General features: G+C 55.6%; 7 protein-coding genes and 2 pseudogenes. 3 read left to right on the top strand and 6 right to left on the bottom strand.

Going from position 1 to position 9309, the window contains the following annotated elements:
* Together BSIN_RS24665 and BSIN_RS24660 are read left to right on the top strand one after the other, a co-directional pair.
* The coding region (locus BSIN_RS24665) for an ABC transporter permease (protein WP_143757554.1) at positions 1–1144 on the top strand (1144 nt) is incomplete at its 5' end.
* Positions 1145–1146: 2 nt separating this feature from the next.
* On the top strand, positions 1147–2271 hold the full coding sequence (locus tag BSIN_RS24660) for an ABC transporter permease (RefSeq protein WP_089342362.1): 1125 nt from the start codon (positions 1147–1149) through the stop codon (positions 2269–2271).
* 117 nt (positions 2272–2388) lie between these two features.
* On the opposite strand, the gene BSIN_RS25730 is transcribed toward BSIN_RS24660, so the two are convergent.
* On the bottom strand, positions 2389–3402 hold the full coding sequence (locus BSIN_RS25730; protein WP_218192449.1) for a hypothetical protein: 1014 nt from the start codon (positions 3400–3402) through the stop codon (positions 2389–2391).
* Between the two features lie 478 nt (positions 3403–3880).
* Here BSIN_RS25730 and BSIN_RS25725 point away from each other — a divergent pair, with 478 nt between their 5' ends.
* Complete coding sequence (locus tag BSIN_RS25725) at positions 3881–4126, top strand: hypothetical protein (protein WP_143757552.1); 246 nt, start codon at positions 3881–3883, stop codon at positions 4124–4126.
* 109 nt (positions 4127–4235) lie between these two features.
* On the opposite strand, the gene BSIN_RS24655 is transcribed toward BSIN_RS25725, so the two are convergent.
* The 5 genes and pseudogenes from BSIN_RS24655 to BSIN_RS26305 all read right to left on the bottom strand — a co-directional run.
* Positions 4236–7583, bottom strand: coding sequence for a hypothetical protein (locus BSIN_RS24655; protein ID WP_143757551.1), 3348 nt, complete (start codon positions 7581–7583; stop codon positions 4236–4238).
* Positions 7584–7787: 204 nt separating this feature from the next.
* Positions 7788–8024: a hypothetical protein gene (locus BSIN_RS24650; protein ID WP_143757550.1), complete on the bottom strand. Its 237-nt coding sequence runs from the start codon at positions 8022–8024 to the stop codon at positions 7788–7790.
* Positions 8025–8443: 419 nt separating this feature from the next.
* A pseudogene (locus BSIN_RS25720) lies at positions 8444–8620 on the bottom strand (IS3-like element ISDet2 family transposase); the annotation flags it as partial.
* Between the two features lie 86 nt (positions 8621–8706).
* Complete coding sequence (locus BSIN_RS24645) at positions 8707–8889, bottom strand: hypothetical protein (protein WP_059518729.1); 183 nt, start codon at positions 8887–8889, stop codon at positions 8707–8709.
* 68 nt (positions 8890–8957) lie between these two features.
* Positions 8958–9224, bottom strand: a pseudogene (locus BSIN_RS26305) (hypothetical protein); the annotation flags it as partial.
* Positions 9225–9309 lie beyond the last annotated feature (85 nt).

The following is a 9309-nucleotide window of genomic DNA, read 5'->3' as shown; positions in this document are numbered from 1 at the left end:
CGCCCGCCCCGATACCCGCCGATTCAGCCCGCAGCGCGCGCTCAGCTACATGTGGCGGGAAATGCTGGAATTGCGGCGCGATCCGGTGCGCGCCACGCTCGCGTTGCTCGGCTCGCTCATCCTGATGTGCGTGATCAGCATCGGCATCAGCCTCGACGTCGAGCATCTGAGCTTCGCCGTGCTCGATCGCGATCAGACGGGGCTGAGCCGCGACTATGCACTGAACCTGTCCGGTTCGCGCTATTTCGACGTCCGCACGCCGCTTGCCGATTACGCGGATCTCGATCGCCGCATGCGTGCCGGCGACATTTCGCTGGCGCTCGAAATTCCGCCACACTTCGCGCGCGACGTCGAACGCGGCGCGCGCGCGCAAATCGGCGTGTGGATCGACGGCGCGATGCCGCTGCGCGCGGAAACCATCCGCGGCTATGTGATCGGCATGCACGAAACGTGGCTGCTCCGGCAGGCGCGCGAGCGGCTGGGCCTCGCACCGGCTGCGCGCGTCGAAGTCGTCACGCGATACCGCTACAACCCCGACGTGCGCAGCCTGCCCGCGATGATCCCCGCCATCATTCCGATGTTGCTGCTGATGCTGCCGGCCATGCTGACTGCACTTGCCGTCGTCAGAGAACGGGAACTGGGCTCGATCATCAACCTGTACGTCACACCCGTCACGCGCGCCGAATTCGTGATCGGCAAACAAACGCCGTATATCGCGCTCGCGATGCTCAACTTCCTGATGATGACCCTGCTCGCCGATTTCGGATTCGGCGTGCCGGTGAAAGGCAGTTTCGCGACGCTCGCCGCAGCGGTACTCATCTATAGCGTGGTGGCCACCGGCATCGGCATGCTCGCCTCCGCATTCACGCGCAGCCAGGTCTCAGCCATCGTCATGACGATCATCGGCACGCTGATTCCAGTCGTGCAGTTCTCCGGGCTCCTGACACCGCTGTCGTCACTCGAAGGCAGCGGCAAGCTCATCGGCACGATCTATCCGGCGACCTACATGCTGACGATCAGCCGCGGCATTTTCAACAAGGCGCTTCATTTCGCCGATCTGTCCGCGGCGTTCTGGCCGCTTGCCGCCGCCGTGCCCGTCGTGCTTGGCGCGACGCTGCTGCTGCTCAGGAAGCAGGAGGCGTGAGCATGCCATTCCTTCTCGTCGTTTTCCGGCTCGGAATCAAGGAACTGTGGAGCCTCGCGCGCGACCCCGTCCTGCTCGTCCTGATCGTCTACACATTCAGCGCGTCGATCTATTCCGCGGCAACGGCACGCCCCGATACGCTGCACAAAGCGCCGATCGCCATTGTCGACGAAGACGGCTCGCCGCTCGCGGCGCGGATCACATCGGCTTTTTTTCCGCCGCAATTCACGCGGCCCGCGCGCGTCGGCCCCGGCGATGCCGATCATGGGCTCGATACCGGCGCCTACACATTCGCACTCGACATTCCGCCGGATTTTCAACGCGACGTGCTCGCCGGCCGGCCCGCTCAGATACTCCTGAGCGTCGACGCGACGCGCATGACCCAGGCATTCACCGGCAGCGGCTACGTCCAGCAAATCGTGACCGCCGAGGTAGACGAATTCGTGCGGCGGCACCGGCAACAGCCGGTCGCTCCGGTGGATCTGGCGCTGCATCTGCGCTTCAATCCGAACCTCGAACAAACCTGGTTCGGCGCATTGATGGAAGTGATCAACAATGTCACGCTGCTGTCGATGATCCTGACCGGCGCGGCGCTGATCCGCGAGCGCGAGCACGGCACCGTCGAACACCTGCTCGTCATGCCGATCACACCGGCGCAAATCATGCTCGCGAAGATCTGGGCCATGAGCGCGGTCGTGATCGTCGCGGCCATTGCGTCGCTGATCTTCGTCGTGCAAGGGTTGTTGAAAGTGCCGATCAGTGGCTCGCTTCCGCTGTTCGTCGCCGGCATGGCGCTGCATCTGTTCGCCACGACGTCGCTCGGCATTCTGCTCGCGACGCTGGTGCGCAACATGCCTCAGCTCGGCATGCTGATGGTGCTGACGATCCTGCCGCTGCAATTGCTATCGGGCAGCCTGACCCCGCGCGAAAGCATGCCCGCACTCGTTCAGGACATGATGCTCGCCGCGCCGACCACGCATTTCGTCGCGCTCAGTCAGGCGATTCTGTATCGCGGAGCGGCCCTCGACACGGTCTGGCCGTCGTTCGTCGCTCTCGCGGGGATCGGCGCCCTGCTGTTCGTCGTCTCGCTGAGCCGGTTTCGTGCCACGCTCGGACGGATGGCATAGGATTCGCGGGGGCGCTGACTCAACCAAGCACCAAAAACCAAGCTCAATCGAGCGAATAATGATGTGCGAGTACAGCGCCCATACCCGCACATCATCGCACCATCAATCAAAATAAAATTATTTATTTAGATCGACCTTCGGAATCGAAACATTGCCAATACCAATTTTATCGATTTCCTTGTTAATTCTCACAACCTCATCATACTCATTCTTATTGTAGAAATATCGGGAACTCGGAATACTTTCAGAAAAATGATCATCAATATTCAATCCAGCCTCTACAGACATAGGATCATTACTCAAAGGACCGTAAATTTCAGACAAGCTTCTTCCCATGCGGGTATCGTACACCACATCAGATCGAGTCAAATCAATGACTTCCGCCCCGGGAGTAAATAAATTATCGAAAAATTGCCTGTTCGGCGTACCCGGCGGATATGAGTATATCGCCTCCTTTGCCGTTGGCAAACCCGCATACCTCAATGCATTTGTCACATAAGAGTTGGAATTGGGATATCTCGGGTTATATCTTACCTTCAATTTATTGATATATTCGGTGAATTCCGCAAATTTATTTATGTGCATCGAAAGATCAGCACCCGTCTTAATAATCACCCCACTATTTTCGCCCGCCCTATCAAAATCAACCGATCCGATCAATAGTTTTTTCCCCGGTCTATCACGATCATCAACCAGCTCGGGAGGACGATTTAAACCAACCACCCCTTCCAAATATCCAAAGCTTTTAAGCATCAGACCAGGATCGGGATTTGGCGCTGCGCCTGTAATAAAATACACAATCCCGTACTCCGGCGGCACGTCCATTGTAGGGCCACCTCTAAAAATCACTTGCTTTTTAAACTTATGCGAATGAACCAATATATACATATGATAGGCGCCAATCGAACTCGAGATCGGTATTTTTTTAAAGAAAACACCGATGACATCTTCCTTTTCGAGATCGAATGTCCCCAGCACCTTGGTTGAACCTGGAGCACTTGCATAGTATGCATCATATGATCCATTGAATATATCACGCAATGGCTGCAATACCCTCCCAGTTTCTTGAGCATATGCATATCTAGATTTTCCGGCAATACCCAACAAAGGCGCAGCCAAGCTCAGCGACACGAAATCTCGACGTTTCATATTTCAGCCCTCATTAAATTTTACTTCACATGCCACATGCTTTCTTCCGAGAAACGCTTCAAACATCTAAACACCGACTACCCACCACCAATAACGACCATTCATCACATGGGTATCAAATCGTTAATTCACATTACAAAAAAATGGCCTTCACAGCAATAATTTAAATTGTTAAATATTGCAATATTAAAAACACACTACCAACCCGATCGCACCAATCGCTTACAAAATATCTTTGTGCACTGCGTTTTTCTTGCAATCTTAAAAATAAATTTCCCGCCCATTATCAATATTCTTGAATTGGATTATTTCCAATCCCAGAGGCGGCTATTTGTTACAGTTCATTGGCATGAGCCGAAGAATCGAACGGCTACTGCGCTCTCGCCGCGGAACTTCGGGAAATTTTGAATGAATCGGTGCGTCCGTAACCATGCAATTAGCGAACAATCCCGCCAAATAAATGCTGACAGACGATCAACGCCGCATCATCCTGCACACCGGCCAGCGCATTTCACGCGGTGCTGATGCGTTGAAAGCGGGACTTTCCGGGGCTACAGGAAGCCGCGGCCTTGAATTGCCCCTGAAAACATCGCGTCGCACGCGCAACGACCGAAACTTCATGTCTGAGCGCGCGCGCCCTTGCTTGATTAGCCCGGCAAGGCTGGTCGATACGCTTCCTTGGTGGCGTCTCGAAAACGGAAAATAAAGCATGTATAGGCTGCGCTGCCGCGCCGGCGAGTCGGTGAACCGACCGGCCCGAGCCGCTTCTTGCAGCCATCCGGCAGGCGAACGTTCTTTTATGAACCGCTTATCCTCTACCTGCTCGATTTCCAATAAATGGAATCCATGTTGAACGTTCCGGCGCCGGTGGGCCCTGAATAGTATTTGTTGTCCGGGTCGCTTACCCCCTGCAATCGATCCGATTCATATGCGCTCGCGCTGCCAAAGGCCGGATGCTCGGCAGTGTTGGGAAACAATATATCCAGGTAACGATCCTGAAGTGATACATAAGTGTCCAGGTCGACATAGTTCGCGACGCCGTGTTCCTCCAGGGCCGCCTTCATTTCCGGCCTCATACCGAGATAAGTTTGGCGCTGCGGTACTTCGACGCTAGCCTCTCTCATTATTCTCTGGGCTAAATACTCGACCGCGCCGCGTTCGCCCAACCCGTATGTGCGCACAATATCCACCGTGCCTGGCTGGTCCCATAACGACTGGTCGGGATCTTCCAGGCCAGTGAGCAGATGGACCATTTCGTGCGTCAGTATCGCTTTGGAGTTGATGTTAACGAGTTCCCCGTTTTTGGATAAAAATTTCAACGGATGATCGATCACAGTGTCGATATGGGGAACACTCATTATTCGTGAATGCTGCTGGACTACATATCCAAGGTCCTCCCGGCTGCCTATACTTACTCGCCACTTTCGGTTCGGCCCAATCCTCGAACTGTCCACGGCAAAGTTATAGAGACTCCGGAACGTTTCGGATTCGTCATACAGACGGGTAAAGAACGACTTGATGTCTTCCTGTACCTTCGCTGATGAAGCCGGCTCTCTGTCGTAAGCCTGTGCTGCCACAGCGAAATACTGATCGAATCCTTGCGCGAAATCTTCTCTCCGGGTCACGTCCCTCGCGTCCTCCGACAGAACCTTCCGCGCCTCGATAACGGTTTGCGTTTCGGACACCGCCAAAGGCTCGTTGGTCAAAGCGAATCGCCGGCCAGGGCTGGCATTCGCATACGGCTGAGGAACCGGCAGATCCACGAGCTTCGCCGCATTGGTGTTGACGACTCTGAATATCAGCTGAGGTGCGCCTCCCTTCAGACCTGGAACGTCCCGAGCCTCCTGCCATCGCTCCCTGAACACCAAACGAATCGTTCGGTCCTGCCCATGACCATAGGAATCTGTTGGGTTCCATACTGCATACCCTGCCATCGACGCTGCGTCGTCCTTCGCAACCCGATAAAGGTTGGCCCCAATCCTGGCGTAATGGGCGAGCGTGACGGGATCCTGCCAGGTCCCCCCTTCCGAAGGACGCATTGCCGGAGGGCGCTTATCCTTGGGTACTGGCGTGAGGCGCTCGACAAGTTTTTGCATCTCAGGGCTCAAAGGGGCCCCCTCGTCCCTGTTGACCAGCTCATACGCGTCATGCACGCCCTCGTATTTTCCGGCCTTGTCCATAAACATCAACGCACGGTCTTCAACTCCGAGATCTCTCAGCGCGCCAAGACTATATTCGGCCTGCAACCGCACTGCCGGCGGCACTTGCACTTCATGGCCGGAGAAAGCATGCGACGCCGCTGCGCCCTTGCTCAGCGCTGAATGACTCTTGGCACGGCTGCGGGTGAGCAGGTGGCCTTCGCCAGCGGTCATGAAATCCAGTCCCAGGCCAATCGTGCCGCCAACGATCTCGGCCGTGTCGTTGTTTGAAACCCCGTCCGCAATGATGTAGCCCGAGCCGACATACGGTATCAGTGTGATCAGCGCCGTTGCCGTGCGCTTGCCATCTCCTGTTACGGCGCCTCCCACCGCGTTGTATAGGTTCGCGATTACCGGCACCGAGCTGATAATCTCGTCCACATCGCCACGGGCAATTCCCTCCGTGAATCCGATGACGTTCGAAATGATCGGCATATTGTCCAGCCAGTGCCTGAGCTCGGGCGGTCCTTCGGACGCTATCCTGTACTGCGCCACAAGCTCATCGATTTCCTCGGCAACCGTATTTGTGGTTTGCGGCACATTCTGCCGGCGTAATTCCAGACGGGCACGCGCGGCAAACCATGGATGGTCTGGCAAGCCCGCCTTGAATCGGGCTCTGGCTTCTGCAAGCAGGCTCCTCGCATCGAGTTCGATTTGATGACGGGGCATGCCGTCCGACTTCGGTGTCCGGATGACGAAAGTAGCTGGATAATAGGGAGACTGAGGAAGCTCGAAGATAGCCAGGTCTTCCGTGAAATGCATGAACCGGTCGAGGATGCTGTGGTGATTTCGTCCGTGCGACGCGGTCAGCTCATCCTTTGAAAGTCCCGTCTTCTCCGCGAGCAGGTCCAGTGCCGCGGCTTTCTTGTCGAAGACCGGTGGTCCGGCCACGTCGGTAAGCAGGTCGGCCACGGTGTCTTCCAGCTCGTTCAGCCGTTGCGACGACGGGCCATGCAGCTCAATCCCGTGAGTCTTCACCAGATGCAACCCGAACAGGATTCTCGGATCAATCAGGGTGCTGTTCGGCGATGGCCACTCATGCGTCAATCTGGCAAACGCCGATCCCAGCGCATCATGGGACGGATACGGTTGCGGCGCAGCCTGCCCTCGGGACAACGCAGCCGTCTTTAGCACCGACGCCATCGAGTGTTCAAACGTGCCGAACGTGTACTGGGTATCCTGGCCATGCGCATCCAGCCATTGGACAACCATCTTGCGGCGATCCGGTTGCGGCAGCTTCGCGAAATCAGGCAACCGCATCAGGGATGGATCGTCAGCCAGATCGTCGACACTTTTATGCGCCGCATGAACAAGAGCGTTGCCATCAAAATAAATACTGCTGGCGCGCTCGCCGTGCGTCAGATTACCCGCTAGAAACAGGCTCTTTTGTAGCCGTTCTTCTCGTTCTCGCTGAATGCATCTCCGGTGTGAGGTGACGATTTCGTGCAGTTGCACCGTGTTGATCAGTACCGACGGATGCGGAGGGGGTACCCGCCGGGCGGTCCAGACAGTTTGCATAGCCATGCCGGGCGCATTTCTCGGTTCCACGGAAATGAGGTCTCTGCGAAGCCGGGCGTGCATGCCATCAGAAGGCGGGACACCCGGTTCTCCGAACGTCGGGGAGACGTCATGAGTGCGAGACGGTGGAGCCGTCGGGTTGTCCGAGGCAATTCGCGTAGCCTCATCGGGGACGCGCAGTGAACAGAGAAACGTTGCGGCAGCCATGATCGCCTTCGCTTTCGCGGTTGGCGCGGGCAGCCCGAGTAACGGTACAAGATGCGCATTCGCGGGATGCCGGCCCTGTAAATGGGCATCCATCACGTTCCGAGCATATGCATCCGTTAGTTGTGGTGTAAAACGCTGCGGCGTTTTGTCCACGGCCGCTTCGCGGCCGCGCAGAGATCTCTCGAGCCAGGCGGCATGGCGATCACGGTTCTTTCGTGATGGATCGAGCGTCGCGTCCAACGTGCGTTGAACGGACTGATGCTTATGTCTTATATAGGGCATTTAGATGTTCCATCGGTTACTTTCCTAACCATAGACGAGAAATCATTTATAACGAATTGAATTCTCGATTGACACCAGAATAATTTCTTTTAATTCTCACCCCATTTTAAGACAGGCAATTACCCCAAAATCCCAAATTTATTTTTAAAATTCATTGGCAAATTAATTGCCGCTCGTCAACACCTTGCGGAAAGCGATGCCGGCAGCAGCAAGATGATTTAAGGTGACGAAACTGCATTCGAGCTTTACGTAATGGATGAACAGTTTGCGAAAATGATTGAACCCGCTATGCCACCGTGACGATATCCGGCTAAGAGATGCCGTGCCCGATGACGGCAGTTCCACCCGCTGCCAGAGCGCATCGACCATCTCCCATGATTCGACTTTCTTCTTCGCCAACCCTTCGCTCCAACGCCGCACTCGCTCGCGGTCTATACATTTATTTATGGATAAATGCTCGATTTCAGAGCATCGACATTCACTCAAGAATATTTAATAATTCACAACATCACCGCAGTTTAAAATTGCACGCTCACTTGAATAAAAATCATTCATTCAAACAATATTAAATTAAATAAGAATTTGCCGATAGATGCGTCGGCATATACGAAATTCTCAGTGAGAAGGCGAAAATGGAAAATTAGCGCGGACAGTGTCCCACGAAGTAAAGCCGCAAGCACGTTTCAACGATCACGGATGGACTATCCTGCATGGCAATAGGCTGCCACATCGCGATGTGGGTCATGGCGAATCAGCCAGCCAAATGAACGACGGCATGACACCGGATTCGTAGGCCCATGCATCCAGCCTTACCAGCGAACTTCCGGCCCGTTGTCGACCGTGATGGATGCAGGCAAGCCTCGCACCTCATTGAGCCATTCGAGCACTTGCTGCACTCGTAGGCCCAGCAGCGAAGTATCGGCCTCGATGGCCAAGCACTCGCGCGTGTAGTCGTCGACCACGTTCAGGCATCGAAACCGCCGACCATAGGCCAGCCAGTCTGAAACTAATGGTATGGTCCCCCCGCTTTTTCTATCGCAGTGGCGTACCACCCATGGAGGTTGCCATGAATTCGGTCACGTTAGGAATCGATCTCGGCAAACGCGGGTTCCACGTCGTCGGCTGCGACGCTGCTGGCGCATGCTCCGTCCCGCGTTGCTGTAGGCGCCAGATGCGCTTGTGGTTGGCGCAGCGCCGCCCACGGCAACAGCACCTGAATCCGGCGATAGCCGCATCGGCGCTTCTGCGCGGCAATGGCCATCATCCGGCCAGCCGCGCGTCGAACCGTTCCACAAAATACTTAAGCCGGGTAATCGGCACGTCCGTGCTGACTCACCGGCTTTTCTGCTCTCGGTCCGCATGCGTCTGCCACGTGATCGAGCGCGGATCGGCAATCGTGTTGTCGCGTTGAGAAAAGCGTCCGTTCTGCGGCGCGATGTTCGGATCGTCTTCCCACGTGGCCTGCTGTGTGAACGTGTTGGTCTTCCGGTTAAATTTCAGATAATGGTGAGCCGTTTTTCCACCCCAGTCCGATGACGGAAGCGAAATATAGTGAACCGCGTATTCGTCGTCTGTCAGATGGCCGCGCACGACATAGAGGTGGCCTCGCTCGTTCGGACAGTTTTCTGAGATTTTTAAGTGGAACGTCCGGGGCGATCATGCTGCCGATTTAATCGCAGACAGC

The organism is Burkholderia singularis, assembly GCF_900176645.1.
Taxonomy (GTDB): Bacteria; Pseudomonadota; Gammaproteobacteria; order Burkholderiales; family Burkholderiaceae; genus Burkholderia; species Burkholderia singularis.
This window is presented reverse-complemented; position numbering and strand designations above follow the sequence as displayed.